Origin of the sequence: Martinezella tropici (assembly GCF_008370325.1) — a bacterium.
Lineage (GTDB): Bacteria > Pseudomonadota > Alphaproteobacteria > Rhizobiales > Rhizobiaceae > Rhizobium > Rhizobium tropici_B.
The window spans coordinates 104,311-129,448 of the sequence record NZ_VNIP01000014.1 but is presented as its reverse complement, the minus strand read 5'-3'; the positions used below and the strand labels follow the sequence as shown (position 1 = coordinate 129,448).

The window sequence follows — 25,138 nt, the reverse complement described above, 5'->3', positions numbered from 1 at the left end:
TCTCCGCTTTTGAACGGGGCGAGGGAATGACCGATATCACCCTTTCACCTGATCTAGGGCAGGTGGGTTTTCGATCCAATATGCGATGGCTGGCGTTGCCGGAAATAGTGGATGCACCCTATCCGCTCCGGCTTGGGACGCGGGCCTGACTTGCCATGCCCTCCAATTTGTGGATCGCCCTGAGTTCGCCTGCAACAAGCTTTTGGAGCTTCCACAGGTTGAGATCACGAATTCCCCAAGCCTCGAGATGCTTCACCGTCAGGTAGAGATACTCGGCACATGACCCTCTGGCGCGGCAAGCGCGTGCCAAGATGCTGGCAACAGCCTCCAATGGCAGCTTGGAAGTCACCCTCCGAAATCGCGGTCACCCGCAAGGTTTCGCTCTGCTTCAAGACACTTAGTGCCTTGTCCAAATCTCGCACTGGCAAGAAGCCGATTGGAGCAGGTTTCTTGGGCCGACAGCCCGCCAACAGTGGCGCCGCGCCTGGCCGATCATAGACGGCGAAAGGATGCCCCTATGTGGCGATCCGGCAACCTGTCATCTTCACCAAAAAGCTTTCTACGAAGCGAGCCCTGTTCATAAGCGGTTTTGTAGAGACCGCGCTCCTGAAGCGCCGGCACCACAATGTCGATAAAGTCCTCGAAGCTCTCCGGCACGACCGTGCGGGTTAGATTGAAACCGTCGATCTCGCCTTCATCCATCCATGATGAAAGCTCATCGGCAACCTCCGTGGCATCGCCGACGACGACCGGGTAACGCCCACCCATGGCAAGCTCCTGCAACAACTGTCGCTTTGTCCAGCCGCGTTGTTGAGCGATCTGCGTTGCCGATTGGCTGGCATTGGACTTGCCATAGGTGATGGCCTCATCGAGATCGTACCTGGAAAAATCGATGCCTGTGCTGGCCGAGAAATGAGCAAGTCCTGCCTCCGGATTGGCATAGCGCAGATACTCTGCGTGCTTCTCCCGTGCCGCGGTAGCGGAGCGATCGGTTATGACTGTCATGCCGAGGAAGATCTTTATGTCTTCCGGCTTTCGGCCGGCAGCGACGACCGCCTCCCGCAACGAACGGGAGGCCGCGCGGGCTGAGTTCTTGTCGGGGGCTGCGATGAAGACGCATTCTGCATGGCGCGCTGCAAACTGCTTGCCACGGCCAGACGTTCCGGCCTGATAAAGAACCGGTGTGCGCTGGAGCGACGGTTCGGCCAGGTGATAGGCCTGCGAGCGGTAAAACGGCCCTTGATGGTCGATCACATGTACCTTTGATGGATCGGCATAGATACGCCTTTCCTTGTCGATCAGGACCGCGTCATCCTCCCAGCTTCTCTCCCACAACTTGTAGAGCAGGTCGAGATAGTCATCGGCGCGATCATAGCGGCTGTCATGCTCGATCTGGTTGTCAAGACCTAGTCCCCGCGCCGCGCTGTCGAGATAGCCCGTCACGATGTTCCAGCCGACGCGGCCATCGGTCAGATGATCCAGGGTCGAGATTCGTCTGGCGAAAATATACGGCGCATCAGCACTGGCATTGACGGTGATACCGAAGCCAAGGTTCCGGGTCACGGCCGCCATCGCGGAGACGAGCAGGAGAGGATCGTTGACCGGCAACTGAATAGATTCACGAAGCGTCAGATCGGCGGAGCCTTGGTAGACGTCGTAAACGCCCAAAATGTCGGCAAGAAAGATGCCATCGAACAGCCCGCGTTCCAGCGTTGCGGCAAGCGAGGTCCAATAGTCGAGTGTCTTGTAGCGATGCGACTGATCCCTGGGATGCGCCCACAGCCCGTGATTGATGTGCCCGACGCTGTTCATGTTGAACGCATTGAGCAATATCTGTTTTTTCCTGGTCGCCATCTTCAGCTATTCCGATTTCAGATCGCGCCATGGCGCGGTGGCCGTTTGCCATTGAGATAATAGTTGCCGATGGCCTGATATTTCCAGCGCACCGGGTCATGCAGCGTATGGGTGCGGGCATTACGCCAATAGCGATCGAAGTTGTCATCCGAAAGCGTCGATGACGTGCCCGAGAGCTCGAACAGCTTGTTGGCAGCAAGCAGGCTTGCCTTGGTCGTCAATATCTTCGCTTCCGCAACGGCGATCGAGGCGTGGGCAACGCTGTCCTCAGTCATATCGGCGCGAGCCGCATCCGTTGCCGCTGCGGCTCGCTTCAGCAAGCCTTCCGCGGCACGCAGTCGCAGCCAGACATTCCCGACGTTTTGCAGCGTCAAGGGATCTTCCGAGGCACGCTCGGCCTTCGAATCCAGCCAGGGCCGGGCCCGTTCGCGGATAAACCGCAACATTTCCCGATAGGCACCCTGCCCTATGCCAAGATCGATGGCTGCATGCATGATTTGAGCGACCGGACCGATCGTCGTCGGACGTTCAAAGGAAGATTGAAAGGGGACGATCCATTCCGGGTCGATCTCCACCTGATCGAATCCGACCGAGCCACTTCCGGTAACCCGCTGCCCGAAGCCGTCCCAATCGTCGGCGACCGTCACGCCGGGCGCATGTCGCGGGATGAAGGCGAGATAAGTGACGTCCCTTGTGTCCTCCTCAGCAACGACAAGGGTCGGAATCCAGTGCGCGTAAATGGCGCCCGTGCAGTAAAATTTTTGCCCGTGAACTATCCACTTTCCCCGCTCGCGAAAAAGCCGGGTACGCCGCTTGAAATCGCGCTGGCCGATTTCCGCCAGTGCATTGCCGAAACGTTCGCCCGCCAACACGCGCTCGAAAAAGAAGCGCCGCTGTTTGGCTGAGGCTCCGACACGCAAGACTTCAAGCGCGTAAAAATGATTTTGCGGAATCTGCGACAGCGATCCATCCGCGGCACCGATGATGGCGATCACCTGAGACAGCGTGTGCGTCGACACATCAGCACCGCCGAATTCACGCGGCACGGTTATGCCCCACAAACCAGTTTCGCTGAACCGCTCCAGTTCACGCCATGGCAGGATGCGATCCCTGTCCCGTTCGGCGCTAACAGCGGCAAATTCTGCCGCCAGGACAGTTGCCACCGCGATCGCCTGCTCGTCGTTGGAGATGAGATCGGGCCGCCGCAGCGGCGGCGGTGCGGCTTCGACGGGGACGCGAAAGTCGGTATCAGTCACGGTTTTCCTCGCTAGTTCCATTGATGGCGGGCCGGGAATATGCCGTTGAGCTGATAATTACCGAGCAAATGATATTTCCAGCGTACGGGATCGTGAAGCGTATGCACGCGCGCATTTCGCCAATGCCGATCCAGGTTGTGGGCAGCCCGCGTCGCCGCGGACCCCGCCACATCGAAAAGCGTTTCAGCCGCCTTCAGCGCGACTTCCGTCGTCAATATCTTGGCTTCGGCAACCGCAACGGAAGCTCTGGCGCTCTCCGCCTCGCTGACGGGCGCCTTTGCCACTTCGTCGATAACGGCACCCGCTTCATAAAGAAGTGCTTGCGCTGCGTGCAGATCCACATGAAGGTCGCCGATTTCATGCAGGATTGTCGGATCCTCGCTTGCCGACTGAAGGCCGGAATCCATCCAAGGTCTTGCGTGATCGCGGACAAAGGTTACGGCATCGGCAATCGCGGCCGCCGCTATGCCGGAATCGATCGCCGCCTGAATGAGCTGCGAGACGGGACCGGAGACACCGGGCCTGTCCGCATAGGACCAGACCGGGAAAACCAAAGCTTCGTCCACAGGCACGTAAGTAAACTCTACCGAACCGCTGGCCGTCGTGCGCTGGCCGAAAGAAGACCAGTCGTCGATGACGCGCACGCCCGGTGCGTCATAGGCAGCCCAGACCTGGACCGCTCGCCCGTCATCGTCGACGGCGCGTGTCGGAATCCAATGAGCGAAGATTGCGCCGGTGGAATAGAAGCGCCGCCCGGTCAATCTTAGTCCATCTGGCCCGCGCGTCAGGCGAGTTGAGCTGTGGTTGACCGCCTTCCGGCCACGCTCCGGCCCGGCATTGCCGATCCGATAACCGGCAAGGATATCGCCGTAGATACGCGCTTTCTGCTGTGGAGATCCCACATCGCGCAAGAGCGCCAGCACGCCGAACTGGTTCTGCGGAATCTGACCGAGTGCAGGGTCGGCTGCGCAAAGGATTTCGAAAACCTTTGCAAGCGTTACGCAGGAGACGTCGGCGCCGCCGTATTCCTTCGGCACGGTGATGCCGCCGAGGCCGCTTGCCGTATATTTCTCCACCTCATCCCAGGGAAGGCGACGAACACGGTCCCTCTCTGCGGCACCTGCTGCAAAGTGAGCCGCGAGGCCGTGGGCAATCTCCAACGCCTCGGCATCCGAACGGATCAGATGTGGAGTACGCGGTGGCAACGGGCGCCTGATTGCGCTTTCTTCGTTCGAGCCGGACGCAGCCGGCACGGCATCAGGTTCAGTCATGGAGCTACTCCGGATATTGTCGCTGATATTAGCGCGCTCGCAGGCGCCGCACGACATGGTCGCCCGCAAACTGCACCAAACAGACCATGGCAATGAGCACTGCGATGACCACCGCCATGACGGTGGTATCGAAGCGCTGATAGCCATAGCGGATCGCCATATCTCCAAGACCGCCGGCGCCAACCGCGCCTGCCATGGCCGAGGCGCCGATCATACTGACGATGGTGATGGTGAAGCCGCCGACGATGCCCGGAAGCGCTTCTGGCAGAAGCACATGGCGCACGATGTGCCAGCGGCGGCAGCCGATCGCCTGGGCAGCTTCGATCAACCCGCCGTCAACCTCGCGGAGGCTGACTTCGGCAATGCGCGCAAAAAACGGCGTCGCGCTGATTGAAAGCGGCACGACGGCGGCCCACACACCGATCGTCGTTCCGGTGAGCCATCGGGTCAATGGCAACAACGCCACCAGGAGAACGATGAACGGCGTAGCCCGAAAGCCGTTGATGATTGCGGCGAGAATGCCATGCAATCGCGGTGCGTGAATGAGACCGCCAGACGCTGAAAGCACCAGGAAGACGGCAAGAGGAATGCCGGCAGCGAATGCGATCAGAGCGGAAGCACCGACCATCGCAATCGTATCGAGAAACGCCTGCCACAGGCGTTCATACATCATGGTCGACATAACCCAATACCCTGACTTGATGAGCAAGATCGGCAAATTGCGAAGAGACCGTCGGATTGCTCCCCGTTCTGCGTACTGCAATCAACAGCCGGCCGTGAACGCGACCCTCAATGCGGTCGAGCGAGCTCTGCAGCAACCGTACGGAAGCGCCGGTTGCGCTGGCTATTCTAGAGAGGTCGGGTTCCAACCCGTGCTCACCTGTATAGACCAGTTCCCAGATAGCCTGCGAATGCTCGTCGCGCGGAGAAGATCGCAGATGCTTGGCTATATCCTCCGGGATTTCGCGGTTGAGGGGTCGCAAGAGCGCTTGCGTGGCAGAATGCTGCGGATTGCCGAAAATGCGCCAGACCGGCCCGGCTTCGGCAATCTCACCCTGATCGAGAACAAGCACGTGGTCGCAGATCTCACGGATGACGCTCATTTCATGGGTGATGAGAATGATGGTCAGCTTGAGACGGCGATTGATGTCCTTGAGTAGGCCCAGGATGGAAAGCGTCGTCTCCGGGTCGAGCGCCGATGTCGCCTCATCGCAAAGGAGGATTTCTGGCCTGTGAACAAGCGCGCGCGCAATGCCCACACGTTGCTTCTGACCACCGGAAAGCCGCGACGGATAGGCGCTCTCCTTACCCTCCAAACCCACCAGCGACAGGACTTCTGCCACTCTTTCTTCGATCTGCCGGCGCGGCACGCCGGCAACGATCAACGGCAGAGCGACATTGCCCCAGACAGTCTTGGCTGAGAGAAGATTGAAGTGCTGGAAAATCATGCCGATGCGTCGTCTCAATGCGACCAGCGCATCCTCATCGAGCACCGAAATATCCTGTCCGTCGACCAGGACCTTTCCGCCGGTTGGCTTTTCCAGGCGGTTGATGGTGCGCAGCAAGCTGGATTTTCCAGCCCCGCTTCGCCCGATGATACCGTAGATCGCACCCGCTGGCACATCGAGACTGATGTTCTTGAGGGCATGGACCGGACCAGCCGCCGACGAATAGATCTTCTCGACACCGTCAAAAGCTACTGACCCTATCGGAGAGCCTGGCAGCGGCTGACCGACAGCGGCGGCATCCTGCAAGGTGCCACAGCTCGCCGCCGTCTTGTGTTCCGGATCCTGCCTTATCCGCTCGATCAATTCAGCCATGGGAGCGTATAAAGCTTCTGATCATTGGCGAATGCTTTGCTGATTGCCGCTCGTACGGCTGGCGAATTCTGATAAAGCGCCACGAGCTCCTTGATCCCGGCATCATTTACCTTTTGCTTTTGTACTGCAAAAATGATGGCAAATTGCTTGTCGTCCACACCGGAATAGATAAGGCCCGAGCTCGGATCGAAGGCCTTGGATGCGACGATGAAGTGCGGATAGCCCTGGGCCAGATCGACATCGCCGGTCATGCGCGCAAGCTGCGGACCCTCGACCTCGTTGAAGGTCAGCTTCTTGGGATTGTCGACGATATCGTCAAGCGTGCCCTTGAAGCCCACACCGTCCTTGAGCTTGATGAGCCCGGCCTTTTGCAGCAGGAGCAGTCCGCGACCCTGATTGACGGGATCATTGGCGATCGCAACCTTTCCGTTTTGCGGCACATCGGCAAAATTCTTGTACTTCAAGGAATAGATACCGATATTGGCGAGAACGCCGATACCCGCACTGACAAAATCATAGCCCCGTTCTTTGATCGCATTGTTCAGGAACGGCTGATGCTGGAAATAGTTGACATCGATATCACCGGATTGAAGCGCGATGTTTGGCGTCGTCCAGTCGCTGAATTCGACAACCTGGATATCCAAGCCCTTGGCCTTTGCCTCGGGGATCACCGCCTCGATGGAGTCGGCATAAACGCCCGGCACAACGCCAACCTTGATTGTCTCAGCCTGTGCGACCCCCGTCGCTGCAAGTAGAATTGCGGAAAAAAGACCTGCAATATGAATTCTCATGTCATCCTCTCGGTTTAATGACATGGAAGATAAAGACCACAAATTTTATAGGCAAAGACGGAAATACCCGCCAATGAGCCTAGATGGAATATTTTTTCTCCAGTCCACCCGATTTGCCATAATGTCTCTCAAAACTGCTTAGGCAAAAGTCGCGACCCCTCTTCTGCGCCCTATTGCATCTCCGCGACCCCCGATCTGCTTAGAGGACAGCGGGAAAGTTCGCAGCTTAGCGATGGAAGGATACAGTCGAACAACGATCGAAGTTCTGGGGACCACGGTCCGCAATCCCCACCATCACGATGGCTGTAATGAGCGGTTGAGTAGCAATAGCAACTGTCGTTTGGCGGCTTCAAACGATCCAGAAGCCCGGTCACGCCGCCTCGGCAGGCTGATCCTAACTTCATCGAGGATGCGGCCGGGCGATGGCCGCATGACGATGATCCGATCCGCAAGTACGAGCGCTTCATCGATATCATGCGTCACCAGCACCAACGTCGGTCGCTTTTCTGACCAGATGTCGAGCAGGTGACCCTGGAGATCCGCACGGGTGAAAGCGTCGAGAGCGGAGAAAGGTTCGTCGAGAAGGAGCACCTCCGGCCTGGTGACCAATGCGCGGGCGATAGCCACACGCTGCGCCTGGCCTCCGGACAGTTCCTTCGGCCAACGCCTGGCGAAACTTTCCAGACTAACCTTTTGCAGTGCGGTTTTCACCCGTTGCCGGCGGTCGTCACCATCGAGTTCGGCAAGGCCGAAGCCGACGTTGTTTGCGACGCTCAGCCATGGAAACAGGCGTGGCTCCTGAAAGATGAGATTGATCAGCGGGTTTGGCTGGGTGACCGGTTCGCCGTTGATCTCGACCGTTCCATGCGTCGGCCTTTCCAGGCCGCTGATCAGCCGCAGCAGCGTACTCTTGCCACAGCCCGATCCACCGATGACAGCGACGATCTCGCCCGGTGCAAGATCGAGCGAAAAACCCTCCAGCGCACGCGCGCCGTTTGGGTAAGTCTTTCCTAAGTTTCGCAACGTCAGCATCGGCTCATCCCTCGCGCCTATAGCTGTCCTGCCATGTCAAGAAAGGTGCCGTCGCCGCAAGCAGCACACTGTCCGTCAACTTGCCGATGACGGCGAAGGTGATGATGGCCGCCATGATCTGATCCGGCTTTCCAAGTTGCTGGCCATCGACCAGAAGATAGCCGAGCCCTTCCGACGCTCCCATGAATTCAGCCGCCACCACGAACATCCAGCCAAGGCCGAGGCCGGATCGCAGGGCGGTCACGTAGGCCGGGAAGACCGCTGGCAATATCACCCGCCACACGAGGGTGAAACCGGACAGGCGAAAGATACGCCCGACCTCGACGATCTTGCGATCAACGGAGAGGATAACGCCGGATACGCCAAGATAGACCGGAAAGAAAACGCCGACGGCGATCAGCGCCACTTTCGAGGCTTCGAAAATCCCGAACCAGAGAATGAACAGAGGCACCCAGGCAATCGACGGGATGGAGCGCAGTGCCTGGAGCGAAGGATCGATCAGGCGGCGGGCAAGCCAAAAATAGCCGGTGATAGCGCCTGTAGTCGTGGCAGCGGCAGCACCGATGATAAATCCAAGCAAGACCCTGAATGTGGTGATACAGATGTGGCTAGGGAGCTCGCCGGAGTTCCAGAGCCTCCACAAGGTCATGGCGACCCTGGATGGCGGCGGCATGAGCCGGCCGGAAAACCACCCCGCTGCAACGGTGATTTCCCAGAACAGCAATCCAAGCAGCGGTAGCACGATGGCTACCACCACCTTTCCGATCGCTCCAGAAATGGCCGACGCCGCGATTGATCGCGGCGTTGCTGTTTCCGTCTTGATGCTGGCCTCGACTAGGTCCGTCATGGCGATGACTGGTACTCTCTATTGGGTTTTCCCGACCGCGAAACGATCGTCGATCAGCTCGTTCGTGACCTTGCGGATATCGACATCCGCCCGCAGAACTCCGGCGCTTTGCAACGCAAGGCCCGCTTTCGATATCGTGTCACGCTGCTGGTCGCCGATGGTGGATTGGGAGATGTCCGTACGTTCGAGCTGCTTGGCAATGACATCGCCCGGCAGCTTAGCCGCTTCCACCAGCGCCGCCTTCAAAGCTGCGGGATTGGCGATCGCATCAGCCCGCGCCTGCTCGTAGACGGCTATGACACGCTTGACGATGTCGGGATGTTCGGCAGCGAACGTCTCAGTGGTATTGAGCACGCCCCATGTGTTGTTTTCGGGCTTGCGATAAAAGAGTTTTGCCTTGTCTTCCACTTCGGCCGAAGCCATTAGCGGGTCGAGCCCGGCCCAAGCATCGACGTCGCCGCGCAGAAGCGCCAGCTTGCCATCGGCATGCTGCAGCAGCACCAGCTTCACATCCGATTGCTTCAGCCCGGCATCCGCCAGGGCGCGGACGAGAAAGATATGCGGATCCGTGCCGCGTGTGACGGCGATGGTCTTGCCTTTCAGATCCTGGACGGCGGAAATAGAGCTATCCGCGCGAGTGACCAGGGCCGTCCATTCGGGGCGCGAGTACACGTAGATCGATTTCACCGGATTGCCGTTGACGCGCGCGATCAGTGCCGCGGCACCCGCCGTGGACCCGAAATCGATCGAGCCGGCATTCAGAAACTCCAACGCCTTATTCGAACCGGCGGACTGTACCCAGCGGACGCTGATCTTGTCCCTTGCGAATTCCTTTTCCAGCAGGCCTTCCTTTTTCAGAAGAAGGCCGACAGGGTTATAGGTCGCCCAGTCGATCCGAATTTCCGAAATATCGGCCGCTCCAGCCGATGACAGCCCCAGCCCAAAGGCAACCGCAACACCCATTGCCGCCGCGCGAAACAAGCCCATTTGATCCCTCGCTCTAATATTCCCTCAATATGCGTGGGCAAACCTAGGACCTGAGGCAGCGATGCGTGAAAGCCATAACGTCTATTTCTATCGAATTTATAGAAATATTTTTCCCGTTATTCGGCTGCCACGCTTTCCGATGCATGGATCGCTCGAAGCTCGCGCGCCACCAATTTTTGAAGCCTCCAAAGGTTGAGGTCCCGAATTCCCCAAGCCTCGAGATGTTTCACCGTCAAATAGAGATATTCCGCACATGAGCCTCTGGCGCCGCAAGCGCGTGCTAGGATTCCGGCCACGGTCTCCAATGGCAGTTTGGCAGTCACGTAGCTTCCCTTTGGATCGGCCCAGAAGACCAATGCCCGTACTGGGCCTTGATCCGTCTGCGCCCGTACCCAGCGAATAGTGGCCACGGCTTCAGGGGTTCCGATTTCACGGCGAAGCATACGCTTGATCTGACCCAAGCGATCGCTGTCATCCAATCTGAAAGCGATCGCCTTGCAATATCCGCCCCGCTTCAATGCCAGCATGAGCCCCGGCTGTGTCTGCGATCCCCGCCACCGTGTCATTCGGAGGCAGAAGGAGCGATGCCACCCTTTGACGGCTGCCACACGTGCTTCCACGGCTTCGAAATCAGGCTTCCAGATCAACGAGCCATAAGCGAAGACCCAAAGCGCACCGCCCTGCGACTCCCGATGGAGCCGCGCGGCCAGTTCGTCCAGCTGAGCTTCCGTGATCGGTACGCGCTGCGGATCCGGACCCGGATCGATCTCATTTCGCAAACTCAGAGCGACGAGCTCATCCGTCAGATCCATCTGGGATTGATCAATTACGGCTTTGACGCCACCGTCAATCATCTTTCATCCACCTCCGCGGCTGGCGATCCGACGCTCGCCTCCGGCTGACGGTTTGCAACCCTGTCCGCTGGAGGCGTCGGGATCTTGCAAAAACCGGCCGGCACCATTTCATCCCACCGCCGCCAAGCCAGCTGGGACTGCTTCCGATGATGGCCCGGCCAGACCAAGATTGGAACGCAGCGTTTCCCCCTCGTACTCCCTGCGATAGACGCCCCGCTCCTGCAGGAGCGGCACGACTTTCTCGACGAATTCATCAAAGCCGCCGGGCGTCAAATGAGGCGCGAAGACAAATCCATCGGCCGCATCGGCCTGTACATGCCGATCGATCTCGTCCGCTATGCTCTCCGGGGTTCCGACGAAATGCTGGCGCGCAGTGACACGAATGGCCAATTGGCGGATGCTTAGCCGGTCACGGTCGGCAATCTCTCGCCACAGGCGCGCTGTCTCCAAACGGCTTTTGATATCCTGGTTGTTCGCGCGCCCTTGTGCCAGGCTCGAGCCGGAGACGTCGGGTTCGATCTCGGGCAATGGCCCATCCGGATCGTAGCTCGACAAGTCGCGGTTCCAGACCTGTTCGAGAAATACGATGGCACTCTTCGGACCGACTTGCTGCAGGCGGATCGCGTTCAGCTTCTCCTCGGCATCGTCCTTGGTATCACCGATGACGAAATGCGCGCCGGGGAGAATCTTGAGAGCGTCGGGACTGCGGCCATATTTCGCCAATCGCTTTTTCACATCCGCATAGAAAGCCTGCCCCGCCTCGATCGACCCGTGACGGGAGTAAATGAGGTCGGCGTGGCTGGCTGCCAGTTCCCTGCCTTCATCCGAATCTCCTGCCTGTGCGATCACCGGAGCGCCTTGCGGCAAAGGCGCCAGCTGCGACCGTCCGGCGATATCGAAATGCTTGGAGTGGACCGAAAACGCGCCGCCACTCCATATCGCCCGTGCCGCCTCGATGAATTCACGAGCACGCTCGTAGCGCTCACCATGCGGCAGATGATCGCCGCGGCGGAAGTTCGCGCCGGTAAAGGCGCCCGGCGAGGTGACGACGTTCCAACCGGCGCGGCCACCGGACAATAGATCGAGTGTCGCCAATTGGCGTGCGAGCGGGTAAGGCTCGTTGAAGGTGGTCGTCAGCGTGCCGATCAAGCCGACATGTTCCGTAATGGACGCAAGGGCCGTCAGGATCGCCAGCGTATTGGGCCGGCCGGCCACGTCCAGCTCGTGGAAACGACCCTTCTGCTCGCGGATGCGCAACCCCTCGGCCAGAAAGATGAAATCGAATTTGCCGCGCTCCACGGTCTCGGCGAAATGCCGGAATGACGAAAATTCGATCTGGCTTCCTGCCGCCGGATCGCTCCAGACGGTAAAATTGTTGACGCCTGGGAACTGGGCGCCGAGAATGACCTGCTTCTTCGCCATGGACTTCGCTCCTTTAAAACTCAAGCCGCCGCCGTGAACCGATTGATCGCCGCCGGCAGAGCAAACCGATCTCTCAGTGAACCATCCACGGGGGGACGGACGAGAAGAGCCGCTCTCAAGGCGGGCAGAAGCTCGTTGCTGAGATAGGCCACCTGTTGCGTGGGATCGCTAAGCAATAGGCGAATACCGTTGACGCCCGGTCGGGCCAGCCCGGCGATTTGCGCCGCCAGATCGGCGGTTGATTGCCGCCCGGCTTCGAGGGTGATGTCGGCAACGAAGACTATTGTCTTGCTGGGGGCGGAGCGGCGGATTTTCTCCACCACGTCGCCGATACTTGCTGCCTCCAAGTGCAGAAAGACAACGTCAGCCGCAGCGGCGATGAGGGGATCTTCATTCTTACGGTAGGTCACGGCAGTTACAGGCTGACCTTGCGGCGGCCGAGGTGTAATGGAGGGGCCGAGAATATTAAATTCCGCCCCTTCAAAATTGACGTAATGCAGCTTGGAGCCATTGAGAAAGCGCTGGCTCTCCGGGTCGCGGATGATCGCTCCATTCTCCCAGCTATCCCATAGACGCTGAGTGGCCTCGATCGCATCCAGGCTATCTCGCTCCAAAGCGATGACTTGCGCTGGCGGAAAGCCATCAAGCTCGCCGAGTGTGCGCCTGGCCTGTGCCGCCTGTACCTCACCATATCGCTGCACAAGCAGCCCTGCCCTCCCCTCGCTCACGAAGTCCAAGGTCGCGATTGCGGTCGAGACGTGAAATGGTTCCAGGAAACTGACCGGTGCACCGGCGATGATGCCGATATTGCGGCTGCGCGGCGCGAGCCAGTTGGCAAGCAGCACAGCATCGAGACCGTCGCCCGCGGCGCGGGCAAATCCATCCTCAAGCGTTACATAGTCGACGACATTATCTATCCGCGCGAGGAGTGCCTGCCAATGATCGCGGTGGAGTTCACGCTTGCTGGCCGAACGTGCGGCGATATCGAACCCGATGCCGACAGTCAGGCCGTTTGCATTTGTGGTCATATAAGCTCCTGTCTGGTCATGATTTAAAGCGGGGACGCGTTCGGGCGCTTCGCTTCAGATGATTGGGCCGATCGTATCTCTGGTTTTTGGAGACCTCAGGCCGCGGAGGCTTGGTATGTCGCCAGCCGTGCGGAGATCTTCTGCTCCTGCCCGGCTTTCAGCGCCGTCACGCGCGCTGTGGCCTCCTCAAAGGAGGCCGCCGGCGGATAGATCGGCGTCGAACCGACCTTACCCACCTTCGCGCCGATCAGCTTTTCAAACGGCAGGGAGCGATAATAGACGGGATCCACCGTCGCATCGAAAAGCGGGCGATAGCCGAGCGAAACATAAAGCGCGGCCGCCTCCGGCTGGCGGAAGCCTGTCGACAGATAAGCGCGCGTATAGCCAAGTTCGGCAGCGCTTTCCTCCAGCGCGATCACTATTTTGCGGGCAAGCCCCTGACGGCGCAGCGCCGGATGTGTCCATATGCGTTTCAACTCGGCCGTCTCGTCATCGTGGCTCATGAAGGCGCCACCGGCGATCGTTTCGCCGTCGCGTTGCAACAGGAGAAAATCGCCGAGCGGCGGAGAAAACAACGCGACGGGATAGCGCAGGATTTCCGTGCGCGCACCACCCGGACGGCTGGTAGCGCCGTACCGGCCATCATATTCGCTGACCAGACCTTCAATCAGCGGCTGAGCCGCCGGCTCCAGAAGAGAAGAACGGACGATGATATCGGTCATAGGAACGCCTCCAAATAGTGGCCTTAAGGCTGCTGGAGGTAGCCTGCAATCGGATCATCCCGACCTGCCGCTCTCTCAATACCGCTCAGCGCTTCACGCTTCTAAGATGCATGATTGCTGGAGCGCTTCGCACGGCATGATCTTTCATTGTGCAGCCGACGATTGAAACATCATTGCTCGATTCTATAGTCTATTAAAAATATAGATTATGACAATTAATGTTGTCGCCCATTGCCAAGAGGACAGATGTCTTACACCCTGAGTTTTCTCGACAAGAGTCCGATTGACGGGTCCGAGCCTGCTTCGCAAGCATTGCGCCGCAGCCTTGCTCTTGCCAGGCGAGCCGAAGAGCTGGGCTATCGGCGCTTCTGGGTTGCCGAGCATCACAACTCCCCCAAGCTTGCAAGCTCCTCGCCCGAGGTATTGATCGGCCATCTGCTCGCGCATACGCAGCGCATCCGGATAGGCTCCGGCGGCGTGATGCTGCAGCATTACAGCGCCTATAAGGTCGCCGAGAACTTCAATCTGCTGGCGTCGCTAGCGCCGGGACGTGTCGACCTTGGGGTCGGCAAGGCGCCAGGCGGTCTTCCACTTTCGACCGGAGCTCTTCAGAGAGCATATGATCCCACCCGCAAACCGTCGTTCGAAGAGCAGCTGGCCGAACTGGATGGTTTCCTGCGCCATGAACAGGACGCCGAAGACAAAACCGAGCACCTTGCAGCCTTTCCAGCACCCGACGAGCCGCCCGGTCGCTTCCTGCTCGGCGCGAGCCCGAATAGTGCAAGATTGGCGGCCCGTCTCGGCTGGGGCTTTGTCTATGCTGGCCACATCCATGGTGACGACGAAGCAATCTCGCAGTCGCTATCGGCCTATCGGCAGGCGGGCGGCAAGACCGCGCTGCTCGCCGTCAGCGTCGCAACAGCGCAAATGGCCTCGCTTGCCAAGAGTCTCCTAGGCGATACACGCCGTTTCCACCTGCAAATCAAGGGTGGACAAGGCGTCAATGTCGGCAGCCGCGAGCAGGCGCTGGAATATGTTCGCCAGGCAGGCGCCACGGACTATCGGATCGAAGAGAGAAGCCCGCGCGTCATTCGCGGAACGCCGGGCGACGTCCATCTCGAGCTCCAGCGCCTGCACGAGGGATTCGGCATCGAAGAATTCGTGATCGACTGCCCGGTTTCCGAAGGCGCGCACCGTCTCAGCACGATCGAACTGCTGGCCGGCGCGCGAAAGGTCGCCGCTGCCTGATTGGGAGCCGGTCCAAGAATGACATGGGCCAAAATGACGTAGGAAAGAATTGCGTGGTAACCAGAAGAGATTTCCTGAAGAGTTCAGCGATTGCCGCTCTGTCTCTATCCACCGGACTACAAGCGACCGAAACGCTGGCGGATGACAAGCCGGCGCGCGGCGGGTCCCTGATCTGGGGCGTCGAGACAGAACCGACCACACTCAATCCGCATCTGAACGGTCAGGCCAAGGCGAAGCTTATTCTGCGTAACGCCTATGAATGTCTTCTCGCCCGCTCTCCGGATGGCGGCTATGTGCCATGGTTGGCAAAAGACTATGCGGTATCCGAGGACGGCAGGACCTATACCTTCAACCTCCGCGATGACGTGATCTTCAGCGACGGCGAGAAATTCGACGCTGAGGCCGTCGTCACAAACTTCCTGAAACTGAAGGAGCCGATCTACTCCGGCAGCATCAGTGCCGGTCACGTCTCCCACATTTCCGAGGCGACCGCGCTCGATGCTCATACCGTCGTACTCAAGCTCAACGATGTTTATGCCCCTTTCCTCGATGGCGCGACTAGCATCGAGATCATCTCGCCGAAATCATTCTCCTCTTCGCAACTGAAGGCAGGTGGGCGCGAAATCGCGGGCACCGGCCCTTTCATCCTCGATCGCTATATCAAAGGTCAGGACATCCGTTTCATTCGAAACGCGGCCTATAATTGGGCTCCTGCCAATGCCGGTCATCAAGGCCCGGCCTATCTCGATGAAGTGGTCTGTCGCTTCCTGCCCGAATCCGCTGTGCGAACCGGCGCACTCACCTCCGGCCAGGTGCACGTCATCGAAGGCATTTCCGGCAATGACGCAGCACTTTTCCGCGACGATCCCGATTTCACCTATCAAAGCGCGCTGAATACCGGCACGCCCTATACGCTCTACCTGAATGTCACCAGCGCCCCGACAAGCGAGGTGACAGTACGCAAGGCCTTTCTTGCGGCGATCGACGTCGAGCGGATCATTCAGTCCGTCTACCGCGGTGAACGCAAGCGCGCATGGGGTGTCCTGACTCCTGCGGACACGGATTTCTACGACAAGAGTATCGAAGGCAGCTACGGCTTCGATACCGATCTCGCCAACAGATTGCTCGACGAGGCCGGCTGGACGAGTAGAGACGGCGATGGCATCCGGACGAAGGATGGCAAACGGCTGACGATCGAGATCGTCCAGTCGCAGGCGACCTTGCGCGACCAACGCGACGTTCTTCTCGAGGCCGTCCAGGCACAGGCCAGACAGAATGCCGGCATCGATGTCGCCTTGCGCTATGTCGACGCCGGAACCTATGCCAACAGGCAGAACGACGGGCAATACGGCATCATCCCGAATTCGACCACGACGCAGGAAAACGGCCTCACCCTCTATTTTCATTATCTGCCGCGCGAGAAGGGCGGATCGATCAATTACAGCCGCACCGTGGCGCCTGAAATATCCGCCTGGCTTGCCGAGGCAGCCTCCACGCTCGACGTCAAGAAGCGCTTCGAGATCTATTCGGCGCTGCAGCGTTTCGCACTCCGCGAGCAGGCGCTCGGCCTGCCGCTCTATGTTCCCGAAGATCAGATTGCAGCAACGGCTGCCGTCAAGGGAGTGGGATTCCGTCCCTTCAAGCGCCTTCCCGAAAACGCCTACGACATCTGGCTCGAGCAACCGGCCTGAGCCGCGGCTGTTCCTCTCAAAAAAGATTATTTCAAGGAGATACTCGGAATGCTTATGCGCAGACATTTTCTCGGCCTGACGGCAGCCATGCTGGTGACGGGGGCGCTGCCAAGCCTTGGCATGGCTGGGGACGGCACGCCAATCAGCGGCGGCAAGCTGACATGGGGCGTCGAGACGGAGCCGGCCACGCTCAATCCGCAGCTCAACGGGCAGGACAAGACCAAGCTGCTGCTGCGCAACGCCTATGAGTCGCTGCTGGCGCGCACCGTAGACGGTGGCTACGTTCCCTGGCTTGCGACCGAATACAAGATCTCCGACGACGGCAAGAGTTACACATTCAAGCTTCGTGACGATGTGAGCTTCACCGATGGTCAAAAGCTCAATGCGCAGGCCGTCATCACCAATTTCACCAAGCTCAAGGACGCGGCCTATAGCGGCAGCGTGAGCGCCGGCCCGGTCTCACGTATCGTCGAAGCGAAAGCGCTGGACGACCATACCGTTTCCTTCACATTGAACCGGATCTATGCGCCCTTTCTCGACTATGCCGCAAGCCTGGAGATCCTTTCGCCTGCGGCCTTTAACTCGACGCAGCTGAAATCCGGCGGACCGGAAATTGCGGGAACCGGTCCGTTCATTCTGAAGCGATATGCCAAGGGACAGGACATTCAGTTCGTCAAGAATCCGGCCTATAATTGGGCACCCAAGACATCAGCTCATAATGGCCCGGCCTATCTGGACGAGGTGACCTATCGCTTCCTCTCCGAATCCTCTGTCAGGACAGGAGCGCTCTCGTCCGGCCAGGTCGACGTGATCGAAGGGATCGCTGGCAACGATGCCAGCCTTTTCAAGGACAATTCGGACTTCAGCTATCAGACGGCCCTCAATACCGGCACGCCCTATTCGCTGTTCCTCAATGCCACCTGGGGACCGACCCAGGATCTCAAGGTGCGCAAGGCCCTTATCTCAGCAATCGATGTCGATGCCGTGCTGAAAGCCGTCTATCGCGGAGAACGCACCCGCGCATGGGGCATCACCTCGCCGATCGATCCGCAATTCTACGACAAGAGCATCGAGGCGACATACAAGCACGATCCCAAGGCGGCAAATGCGCTTCTTGACGAAGTTGGCTGGACCGCCCGGGACGCCGACGGCTTCAGGACGAAAGACGGCCAGCGACTGACCATCGAGGTCATCCAGGCTCAGGCGACGGTGCGCGATCAGCGTGACGTCCTGCTGCAGGCCCTGCAAGCGCAGGCGCGACAGAATGCCGGCATCGATCTCAAGATCGTCTTCGTGGATGCCGGCACTTATACCGATCGGCGCAAGACCGGCCAGTTCGGCTCGATCGCCAATTCCAATACACCGACCGATGCGATCGACATCGAATACCATTACCTGCCCCTCGATAAGGGCGGCAGCATCAACTACAGCCGCGCCTTTGCGCCCGAGCTGTTGCAATGGCTGAATGAAGCCGCCTCGACGCTGGACCAGAAGAAGCGCTTCGATCTCTATTCGAAGCTGCAACGCTTCGCCATTCTCGACCAGGCCTATGCCCTGCCGCTCTACGAGCCCGAGGACCAGGTGGCAGCTGCAAGCTATGTGAAGGGCGTCAGCTTCCGGCCCTTCAAGCAATTGCCGGAGAGCGCCTACGACATCTGGCGCAGCGAGTGAACCGTACCGTCAACGCGTCCCCGGCAACAGCCGGGACGGTGAAGGAGTGACCGATCATGACTGCTGACAATACGACGGCCTTCGACCAGAGTCCTTCGGCGTGGTTTTCACGCAAACACCGGCTGAAGCGCAACGGCCTGACATCGCAGATCCTGGTGCGGATTGGATCGGCCATCGCGGTCCTATGGGCAGCGGTGACGCTGAGCTTCATCAGCATTCATCTGGCGCCCGGCGATATTGTCAGCCTGTTGATCGGCGAGCAATTGCGCACGCCGGAGGTAGAAGCGGCCATCCGCCTTGAATGGGGCTTGGACAAGCCGTTGCTGACGCAATACCTAACCTATCTCCTGCGTGTTCTGCATGGCGATTTCGGACGGTCCTATATCCTGCAGACGGATGTTTCCGGCCTCGTCCTATCGCAGATGCTGCCGACATTGAAGCTTACTGCGGCAGCCCTTGTCGTCGCCGTGGTCTTTGCCGTTGCCAGCGCCCTGCTGACGGCCGGCAGACGCCTGCCGCGCAGCATCGCAGGCAGTCTCGAGCTTGTTCTCATCTCGACGCCGTCCTTCTGGCTCGGCATCGTGCTTTTGTTCATATTCTCCTTCACCTTGAAGATCTTTCCGGTTGCCGGTGACCGGACGTTTTCGGCGCTGGTCCTGCCAGCTCTGTCGCTGGGTCTGTCGCTTGGCGCCGTCATCGGACAGGTGCTGCGCCAAGGGCTCGAACGGGCCTTGGAAGAACCCTTTATGCTGACGGTCAAGAGCTGGGGCGCCAATGACTTCGTGCTGAGGCTGCGTCACGGCCTGCGGCACGCCGCACTTCCGGCCGTGACGCTTGCCGGCTGGCTGGTCGGCAATCTGCTGTCCGGCGCCGTCATCACCGAAGCGGTGTTTGGCAGACCCGGGCTTGGGCGGATTACAGTCGACGCCGTGCTGGCGCATGACCTGCCAGTCGTGCTCGCCGTCGCCATCCTGTCGGCCTTCATTTACGTCGTTCTCAGCACGCTGGTCGACGTACTTTACCTTCTGCTCGATCCCCGACTGCGCAATCAGAACGTGGAGGCCGGCCATTGAGCGTCTCCTCGTCTCCCGAACAGGAAACCGATCCGCGCCAACAGCGACTTTATTGGCGCGTCGCAAATCCTGGGCTTACCCTTTCGGCGATTTTCCTGCTGTTGGTGGCGATCGCCACCTTCTGGCCGCAAGTTCTGACCGCTGCCAACCCGATCGCCGCCGATCCCTTGCAGGCACAGCTGCCGCCATCGACGCAACATTGGTTCGGCACGGATCATCTCGGCAGAGATGTCTTCTCGCGGGTTGTTTACGGTGCGCGTTACTCCATCCTCATCGGCGTCAGCGCCGTAGCCATCGCCGCGATCGTCGGAACTTTTCTCGGGCTTCTCTCGGGCCTTGCCCGTGGTCCCGTCGATGAGGCCATCTCCCGCTTTCTGGACGTGATTTCGTCGTTCCCGGACCTGCTTTTGGCTCTCGTGCTAATCTCCTTTACAGGACCCGGCACGATCAACCTCATCTTCGCGCTCGGCCTTGCCTCCGTGCCCCGCTTTGCAAGAGTCGTGCGCGCGCAGACCTTCGTGATCGCCAAAAGCGGTTATGTGGAGCAGGCAAGAACATTCGGACTGAGACGCAGCGTGCTGGTGGCTCGCCATATCCTGCCACATGCGCTCGCCCAGGTGCCTATCCTGGCGACGATCGGTCTCGGCACGACCATCATACAGGCCGCAGGCCTCAGTTTCCTTGGCATGGGCCCGCAGCCGCCCGCCCCGGAATGGGGAGCCATGTTGGCGGAGGCGCGCAATTATCTTCGTGTGGCCTGGTGGATCGGCGTCTGGCCAGGTCTCGCCATCACGCTGACGGTCATTTCCATCAGCGTGCTTGGAAGACGCTGGCAACTTGCATTTGAAGGCAGGAGGCCATCGTGACACCGGTACTCGACATCCGCAATCTGGCGATCGGCTTTCCTCGGGACGGCCGCGACAACAGGGTGGTCCGCGGCATCGATCTGAGGATCGACAAGGGCGAAGCCGTCGCGCTTGTCGGCGAATCCGGCTCCGGCAAATCGGTGACTGCGCGCTCGATCATCGGTCTTGCCGGCCCCGATGCTGTTGTCGGCACCGACCGTTTCGATATCGACGGAAACGATGTTCGCGACTTCGATGAACGGCAATGGCAGCGCCTTCGCGGCGAAAAAATCGGCTTCGTTCTTCAGGATGCCCTCATCTCCCTCGACCCGCTGAGACGGATTTCGCAGCAACTGTCCGACGCCTTCGGCGGGCGCAGTCTCTTTCGGCGGCCCGATCGACGCGAAGACAGCCGCCTGCTGCTGCAATCGGTCGGCATCCCCGATCCGGATCGGCGGCTGCCGCAATACCCGCATCAGCTTTCGGGCGGCTTGCGCCAGCGCACTCTCATCGCCACGGCAATAGCACGCAGGCCTTCACTGCTGATCGCCGACGAGCCGACGACGGCGCTGGATGCGACGGTTCAAAAGCAGATCCTCGACCTGCTTCTCGAACGACGCAAGGCCGGCCATACGCTTCTTCTGATCAGTCATGATCTTGCCGTCGTCTCCCATCTTGCCGATCGCGTGTTTGTCATGAACGACGGCCGGATTGTTGAGGAAGGTTCGACCGAACAGATATTGAAGAGACCTCGGCATCCCTATACGCAGCAATTGCTGGATGCCGTGCCTTCGGCCGCCTCCAAGGGATTCCGGCTATCGCCGGCATCTGTCACACAAGCACAGAGCGAGCAGGTGCAAGCGGCCCCCACGCCAAATGCATGGCAACGCGTCCCCTTGCCTGCAAAAGCAATCGATCGCCACAACCACATTCTGTCAGCCCGCAATCTCGTCAAACGCTATGGCGGATCGGGCGGCATCTTCGCCGTCAACGACGTCTCCTTCGACCTCGCAGCCGGCGAAGCCCTCGGCATCGTCGGTGAATCCGGTTCCGGCAAGACGACTGTCGCCAAGATCGTTCTTGGCCTCGTCGAACCGGATCATGGATCGGTTCGTCTTGACGGCGGAGGCTGGAGCAATGTCACTGAGGCCGCGCGTCGCTCCAGGCGCTCCAGCATGCAGCTTATAGCCCAGGATGCGCTCAGTTCCTTCGACCCGCGCTATACGGTCGAGAAGATCATCGGCGAAAGCCTTGATAGCGCCGGGATCTTCGGCGCCGCGCGCCGCGAACGCGTGCTTGAGGTGCTGGACGCGGTTCGTCTCAGCGACGCGTTCCTGAAGCGCTATCCGCGCGAGCTTTCCGGCGGCCAGCGTCAGCGCGTCGCGATCGCACGCGCCTTTGCGCCGCGCCCGCGTCTTCTCGTGGCAGACGAGCCGGTCAGCGCGCTCGACGTATCGGTGCAGGCGCAAGTGCTCGATCTTCTGGCTGAACTTCAAGCGGCATCTGGAACCTCGCTCCTCTTCATCTCTCACGATCTCGGCGTCGTCCATCACCTGACGGACCGTGTTCTCGTTATGAAGGAAGGACGCATCGTCGAAGCAGGCGCGGTGGAGGATGTCTTCACCAAACCACATCACAGCTACACGCGCACGCTCCTCGAGGCGGTTCCGGCCTTGCCCTGAAAGCACAATCCAAACACCGGCGCAGACCGGAATTTCAAACGATCAAGGAAATTCGCGATGACCCACAATCGTCCCCGACGCCTGAAGACATTGACCGGAGCAAGCAGCGTCATTTCCGCCGGAAACGACACAAGCTCCGTCACCGGCATCAAGCGCGCCGCCGAACTCGCCCGCAAGGCGGAAGCAGAAAAGATCACCGGGCTGTTCACGGCCGACCTGCTCCACATCGATCCGGCGGGACTTGCCGGAACCGCCGGCATCCAGGAGCCGATCATCGCGCTTGCCGCCTTGAGCCAGGTAACATCCCACATCGGCCTGATCGCTACTGTCTCGACGACTTTCCACTATCCCTACAATCTGGCCCGCCAGATCGGCACGCTGGATCATGCAAGCGGCGGGCGCGCCGGCTGGAATGCCGTGACCTCCTCGGTCGGCGAAGAGAATTTCGGCGAGACATTGCCAAGTCCGGAGGAGCGCTACGAGCGGGCTGCTGAATTCATCGAAATCGTCAATGCGCTTTATGATGCCAATGAGCGCAATGCCGCCGAACGCAAGGCGTCCGGCGCCATCGGTATCGATCCGGCAAAATTCCATCCGATCAACTATCGAGGCAGGCACTTCAAAGTTGACGGTCCCCTCAACGTGCCGCCTTTGCCACAGGGCCGTCCCGTCCAGTTTCAGGCGGGCCAGTCAGAAGCCGGCGTCACCGTCGGCGCACAATATGCCGAGGTGGTCTATACCTCACAGCCCGAGCTCGAGGATGCCATCGCTTTTGCCACGGAGCTGCGGCGTCGTGCGGCAAGCTTCGGGCGCGCAGCCGGCCTCCCCTTCATCATGAACTCCTTCCACTCGGTGATCGGCGATTCAGATGCTGATGTCGCAAGGCGCCTGAAGGAAAAGCACGAGCGGATCGATTACGAACAGGGCCGCCTGAAACTGGTGGACATGCTCGGCGGCGATCTCGATCTTTCCGAACTGCCGCTCGACAAGCCTTTGCCGGAATCGCTGCTGCCCGAGGTTACCAGCATCAACCGGCGGCGCGGCCGCGTGGAAATCTTCCGCCGCTATGCGCGCGAGGGACTGACATTGCGGCAGCTCATCATTCAGGCGCAGGAAACCGGCCACTGGTCGGTTGCCGGCACGCCGGAGCAGCTTGCCGACGCGATTGAGGAGCGCTATCGAGCAGGCATTCTTGACGTTCTCTCCCTGCATGGCTTCGGCAATCCCGACCAGGAAGACCTGCTGGTGAACGGGCTGCTGCCCGAATTGCGGCGGCGTTCAATCATCGACACCGATTATGTCGGCGACGATTTCCGCGCGAATCTGGAGCTACCGCCCTACATAAGCGCAAACGGTAGCTTGAGCCCGGCCAAGCGCGCCTGACGCAAGGCGCGCCATAGGCCCCACAATCCATCCGCGGCGCTTGCTGCCGGCATCGCGGATAGAGCTTGGCAGCAAGCCTGTCTTTTTATCGAGAGATACGCTCAGACCGTTGATGAAGCTGCGAAGGCGCGCTCCAGGTCGGCGATCAGATCTTCGACGTCCTCCAGCCCGATCTGAAGGCGGATGACCGGTCCTCCCATGGGTGCCGATGCGATGCGGCGATCACTCAGATCGACGTGCAACGCAAGGCTCTGATACCCACCCCAGGAATAGCCGAGGCCGAACAAGGAGAGTCCATCGAGAAATCTCTGGGCCTTCAGTTTGAAATCTTCCGTTTGGTCGGCCGCGAGCACGAAGGAAAAGACGCCGCCGGCTCCCTTGAAGTCACGCCGCCAAAGCGCGTGCCCGGGGAAACTTTCCAGAGCCGGGTTAAGGACACGGACGACGTCGCTCCGTCCCTCCAGCCATTTCGCGACAGCGAGGCTGTTCGCTTGATGACGCTCCAACCGAATGCCCATGGTGCGCAGTCCACGAAGAACCTGATAGGCGTCATCGGGCGTGCCGCAAAAGCCAAGCGCTCCATTGGCGCGCTTCAACGCCCTCCAATGCCTGGCATTTGCCGAAATCGTGCCCATCAGCACATCGGCATGACCGGCGGGATATTTGGTCGATGCCTGGATCGACACGTCGACGCCTGCGTCGAGGGGCCGGAAGAAAAGCGGCGTTGCCCAGGTATTGTCCATGGTGACGACGGCATCGTGCCGATGCGCGACCTCGACGATGGCGGGAATATCCTGCATCTCGAAGGTGTTCGACCCAGGCGCCTCTGTATGAACCAGCTTCGTATTGGCCTTGAACAACCTCTCGATGTCATGGCCGATCATAGGGTCGTAGTACTGAACATCGACGCCGAACCGGGAAAGCATGGTGTCGCAAAACTGCCGGACATTGCCATAGACGGAATCAACGATCAGCGCGTGGTCTCCGGGAGACAGGTAGGCCAGCAGCGCGGTCGTAACGGCCGCAAGCCCGGACGGGACGAGGACCGTACCGGCCGCCCCTTCGAGTTCATTGATTGCATCGCAAAGTGCGTCGGTCGTTGGTGTGCCACGCGTCGCATAGGTGTATTTCTGCCCGTTGCGATCCATCGTTTGTGCATCCGGAAACAGAATCGTCGATGCATGAACCTTTGGCGGATTGACGAAGCCATGATAGTCGAAGGGATCATAGCCTGCGCGCACCAGCTGGGTGTTGGGGCCGGTCTGATTGGCAGGGCGATTGTTCTTGCTCATTGTGGCTGCTCCGTCGAGATCGATAAATAGCGTTCACCGATATCGGGCAAGATGGCTACGATGAGCTTGCCGGTATTGTCGGGTCGCCGGGCCAGCGGCGTATTGCCGATCAGCTCCGTGAAGCTCCGATAGATTTTCGTCACGCGATACTCACCGGATGATTGGCTGGAAATGCCACAGGCAAAAGGTCAGTCGATGCCGAAAGAATATCTATAAATTTACTGGACTAAAGAAATAGCTTTCCGCCGCTGCTGCGTGAATCAGCAAAATGAATTTTTCGCCTCGCTGAGCACTCGGCATTGAGGCGGAAAGCGACTTCAAGGGCAATCTCGCCATCTGCAATAGCGGATGAATCTCTGCCATAACGAA

Annotated in this window: 22 protein-coding genes and 1 pseudogene; 7 read left to right on the top strand and 16 right to left on the bottom strand. The window is 59.5% G+C overall.

Going from position 1 to position 25,138, the window contains the following annotated elements:
• Positions 1 to 118: 118 nt before the first annotated feature.
• The 14 genes and pseudogenes from FP026_RS26245 to FP026_RS26180 form a co-directional block, all read right to left on the bottom strand.
• Positions 119 to 364, bottom strand: a pseudogene (locus FP026_RS26245) (gamma-glutamylcyclotransferase); the annotation flags it as partial.
• A 128-nt stretch (positions 365 to 492) separates the two neighbouring features.
• Positions 493 to 1,854, bottom strand: a complete 1,362-nt coding sequence (locus FP026_RS26240; RefSeq protein ID WP_149637514.1) for an LLM class flavin-dependent oxidoreductase — start codon at positions 1,852 to 1,854, stop codon at positions 493 to 495.
• 17 nt (positions 1,855 to 1,871) lie between these two features.
• A complete protein-coding gene (locus tag FP026_RS26235; RefSeq protein WP_432444153.1) occupies positions 1,872 to 3,131 on the bottom strand; it encodes an SfnB family sulfur acquisition oxidoreductase in 1,260 nt (419 codons plus the stop codon).
• A complete protein-coding gene (locus tag FP026_RS26230; protein WP_149637512.1) occupies positions 3,122 to 4,381 on the bottom strand; it encodes an SfnB family sulfur acquisition oxidoreductase in 1,260 nt (419 codons plus the stop codon). The genes FP026_RS26235 and FP026_RS26230 overlap by 10 nt, the downstream gene beginning before the upstream one ends.
• A gap of 28 nt (positions 4,382 to 4,409) precedes the next feature.
• Positions 4,410 to 5,063, bottom strand: coding sequence for a methionine ABC transporter permease (locus tag FP026_RS26225; RefSeq protein ID WP_149637511.1), 654 nt, complete (start codon positions 5,061 to 5,063; stop codon positions 4,410 to 4,412).
• Positions 5,044 to 6,201 (bottom strand): methionine ABC transporter ATP-binding protein, encoded by a 1,158-nt coding sequence (locus tag FP026_RS26220; protein ID WP_149637510.1) that lies wholly within the window; start codon positions 6,199 to 6,201, stop codon positions 5,044 to 5,046. Before FP026_RS26220 ends, FP026_RS26225 begins: the two co-directional genes overlap by 20 nt.
• Positions 6,189 to 6,992: a MetQ/NlpA family ABC transporter substrate-binding protein gene (locus tag FP026_RS26215; RefSeq protein WP_188112696.1), complete on the bottom strand. Its 804-nt coding sequence runs from the start codon at positions 6,990 to 6,992 to the stop codon at positions 6,189 to 6,191. Before FP026_RS26215 ends, FP026_RS26220 begins: the two co-directional genes overlap by 13 nt.
• Positions 6,993 to 7,286: 294 nt before the next feature.
• Complete coding sequence (locus tag FP026_RS26210; RefSeq protein ID WP_149637508.1) at positions 7,287 to 8,024, bottom strand: ABC transporter ATP-binding protein; 738 nt, start codon at positions 8,022 to 8,024, stop codon at positions 7,287 to 7,289.
• 4 nt (positions 8,025 to 8,028) lie between these two features.
• Positions 8,029 to 8,871 (bottom strand): ABC transporter permease, encoded by an 843-nt coding sequence (locus FP026_RS26205; protein WP_149637507.1) that lies wholly within the window; start codon positions 8,869 to 8,871, stop codon positions 8,029 to 8,031.
• Between the two features lie 18 nt (positions 8,872 to 8,889).
• Complete coding sequence (locus FP026_RS26200) at positions 8,890 to 9,858, bottom strand: aliphatic sulfonate ABC transporter substrate-binding protein (RefSeq protein WP_149637506.1); 969 nt, start codon at positions 9,856 to 9,858, stop codon at positions 8,890 to 8,892.
• Positions 9,859 to 9,974: 116 nt separating this feature from the next.
• Complete coding sequence (locus FP026_RS26195; RefSeq protein WP_246665461.1) at positions 9,975 to 10,712, bottom strand: gamma-glutamylcyclotransferase; 738 nt, start codon at positions 10,710 to 10,712, stop codon at positions 9,975 to 9,977.
• A 108-nt stretch (positions 10,713 to 10,820) separates the two neighbouring features.
• On the bottom strand, positions 10,821 to 12,134 hold the full coding sequence (locus FP026_RS26190; protein ID WP_149637505.1) for an LLM class flavin-dependent oxidoreductase: 1,314 nt from the start codon (positions 12,132 to 12,134) through the stop codon (positions 10,821 to 10,823).
• Positions 12,135 to 12,154: 20 nt separating this feature from the next.
• A complete protein-coding gene (locus tag FP026_RS26185; protein ID WP_149637504.1) occupies positions 12,155 to 13,162 on the bottom strand; it encodes an LLM class flavin-dependent oxidoreductase in 1,008 nt (335 codons plus the stop codon).
• A 95-nt stretch (positions 13,163 to 13,257) separates the two neighbouring features.
• On the bottom strand, positions 13,258 to 13,884 hold the full coding sequence (locus tag FP026_RS26180; RefSeq protein WP_149637503.1) for a GNAT family N-acetyltransferase: 627 nt from the start codon (positions 13,882 to 13,884) through the stop codon (positions 13,258 to 13,260).
• A gap of 246 nt (positions 13,885 to 14,130) precedes the next feature.
• Between FP026_RS26180 and FP026_RS26175 the strand changes: the two genes are divergently transcribed.
• The 7 genes from FP026_RS26175 to FP026_RS26145 all read left to right on the top strand — a co-directional run bounded on the left by FP026_RS26175 (position 14,131) and on the right by FP026_RS26145 (position 23,477).
• Positions 14,131 to 15,132, top strand: coding sequence for an LLM class flavin-dependent oxidoreductase (locus FP026_RS26175; protein WP_149637502.1), 1,002 nt, complete (start codon positions 14,131 to 14,133; stop codon positions 15,130 to 15,132).
• A gap of 89 nt (positions 15,133 to 15,221) precedes the next feature.
• Complete coding sequence (locus tag FP026_RS26170) at positions 15,222 to 16,823, top strand: ABC transporter substrate-binding protein (protein WP_432444155.1); 1,602 nt, start codon at positions 15,222 to 15,224, stop codon at positions 16,821 to 16,823.
• Positions 16,824 to 16,871: 48 nt separating this feature from the next.
• The gene (locus tag FP026_RS26165; RefSeq protein ID WP_149637500.1) at positions 16,872 to 18,494 is read left to right on the top strand and encodes an ABC transporter substrate-binding protein; all 1,623 of its coding nucleotides are present in this window, start codon (positions 16,872 to 16,874) and stop codon (positions 18,492 to 18,494) included.
• Between the two features lie 56 nt (positions 18,495 to 18,550).
• Positions 18,551 to 19,567 (top strand): ABC transporter permease, encoded by a 1,017-nt coding sequence (locus FP026_RS26160; RefSeq protein ID WP_149637499.1) that lies wholly within the window; start codon positions 18,551 to 18,553, stop codon positions 19,565 to 19,567.
• Positions 19,564 to 20,433 (top strand): ABC transporter permease, encoded by an 870-nt coding sequence (locus FP026_RS26155; RefSeq protein WP_149637498.1) that lies wholly within the window; start codon positions 19,564 to 19,566, stop codon positions 20,431 to 20,433. Before FP026_RS26160 ends, FP026_RS26155 begins: the two co-directional genes overlap by 4 nt.
• On the top strand, positions 20,427 to 22,094 hold the full coding sequence (locus FP026_RS26150; RefSeq protein ID WP_149637497.1) for an ABC transporter ATP-binding protein: 1,668 nt from the start codon (positions 20,427 to 20,429) through the stop codon (positions 22,092 to 22,094). The genes FP026_RS26155 and FP026_RS26150 overlap by 7 nt, the downstream gene beginning before the upstream one ends.
• Before the next feature lie 57 nt (positions 22,095 to 22,151).
• A complete protein-coding gene (locus tag FP026_RS26145; RefSeq protein WP_149637496.1) occupies positions 22,152 to 23,477 on the top strand; it encodes an NtaA/DmoA family FMN-dependent monooxygenase in 1,326 nt (441 codons plus the stop codon).
• A 101-nt stretch (positions 23,478 to 23,578) separates the two neighbouring features.
• On the opposite strand, the gene FP026_RS26140 is transcribed toward FP026_RS26145, so the two are convergent.
• Together FP026_RS26140 and FP026_RS26135 are read right to left on the bottom strand one after the other, a co-directional pair.
• The gene (locus FP026_RS26140; protein ID WP_149637495.1) at positions 23,579 to 24,769 is read right to left on the bottom strand and encodes a cystathionine beta-lyase; all 1,191 of its coding nucleotides are present in this window, start codon (positions 24,767 to 24,769) and stop codon (positions 23,579 to 23,581) included.
• Positions 24,766 to 24,912, bottom strand: a complete 147-nt coding sequence (locus tag FP026_RS26135) for a hypothetical protein (protein WP_246665459.1) — start codon at positions 24,910 to 24,912, stop codon at positions 24,766 to 24,768. The genes FP026_RS26140 and FP026_RS26135 overlap by 4 nt, the downstream gene beginning before the upstream one ends.
• Between the last annotated feature and the right edge of the window lie 226 nt (positions 24,913 to 25,138).